The sequence below is a fragment of the Actinomadura sp. NPDC048032 genome (genome assembly GCF_040653175.1).
GTDB classification, from domain to species: Bacteria; Actinomycetota; Actinomycetes; order Streptosporangiales; family Streptosporangiaceae; genus Spirillospora; species Spirillospora verrucosospora.
On record NZ_JBEZJP010000831.1, the window covers coordinates 1 to 1,079 of the forward strand.

At 68.3% G+C, this 1,079-nt stretch carries 2 protein-coding genes; both read right to left on the reverse strand.

Going from position 1 to position 1,079, the window contains the following annotated elements; genetic code table 11:
• Positions 1 to 129: 129 nt before the first annotated feature.
• Positions 130 to 219, reverse strand: a complete 90-nt coding sequence (kdpF, locus tag AB0C69_RS42550) for a K(+)-transporting ATPase subunit F (RefSeq protein WP_345181398.1) — start codon at positions 217 to 219, stop codon at positions 130 to 132.
• Positions 220 to 519: 300 nt separating this feature from the next.
• Complete coding sequence (locus tag AB0C69_RS42555) at positions 520 to 990, reverse strand: MarR family transcriptional regulator (RefSeq protein ID WP_345181404.1); 471 nt, start codon at positions 988 to 990, stop codon at positions 520 to 522.
• Between the last annotated feature and the right edge of the window lie 89 nt (positions 991 to 1,079).

The window sequence follows — 1,079 nt, forward strand, 5'->3', positions numbered from 1 at the left end:
ATCGGCCCCGTCGACCACGCCTGGCAGGACCGCGACTGAACGGCGCCGCGACCCCCCCGGGAACGCGAAAAAGAGCGAGGGCGAGCAGGAGAGAGCCGAGGAAAAGGACCCCGGCGACCGTCGGGCTCACTAGAAACGCTCCGGGAAAAGAAGGGCCGCGACCAGGAAGGCGACCAGCAGTACGGCCAGCGTCAGGCCGATTCCGTTCTCCGCGGTCACAGCCGCTCGACCGCCTTCACGACCAGCGCCAACAGGGCGAAGACCGCCACCGTCAGCAGGATGAACGCCAGATCTGACATTTCTCGATTCCTTGGAGGGCGGCGGAATGCCGCCACGGAGCGCCGGGTGCTCGTCACACCGCACCCGCTTTGGGGGTGCATCAGGCAGTAAACGGCACTTGTCCGGCACTTCTCCGAACCGTTGACGCGTTCTTAGCGCGCGGGAGGCCGCGCTTAACGCTTCCTTAACGCCCTGGGATTCCGGCGTGCGCCGAGAACGCCCGTTCCCTCGCCCCGGGCGCTACCGGCCCTCGGCCCGCCGGCGGGGGTACTCGGCCCGCCAGCGGTCGACCAGGGCGGGCATCTCGCGGAACATGAAGCCGTAGAAGTCGCGCATCTCCCCGAGGCGGCCGGCGGCGAGGCTGTCACGCCCCGCGGCGGCGATGCCCTGATCGGCGGCCTCGAACATGGCCTGGATCAGCCCGTTCTGCGTGGACATCAGCGTGGCCCAGGCGCCCTCGCGGAGCCGGTAGTGCTCCCGGCGGCTGCCCGGGGCCGGGACGCGTTCGATCAGCCCCACGGTGGACAGCATCTTGATCGCTCCGGACACCGACCCGGAGCTGATGGAGAGCCGCTCGGCCAGTTCGGGAGCGGTCACACTGTCGGTCTCGGCGAACATCAGCGCCGCCAGCACCCGCGCGGTCGCCTTCTGCAGACCCCCCTGGGACAGGGTCAGCGCCAGCCGTTCGGCGGCCTCGCCCGTGTCGGCCACGATGCTCCCCTCTCCTCGCGATCTCCAGCAGAGCTTAACAGCTCAGAGTTTTCAGAAATCTTTGAAACTTCTGATAGCTTCGAGCCATG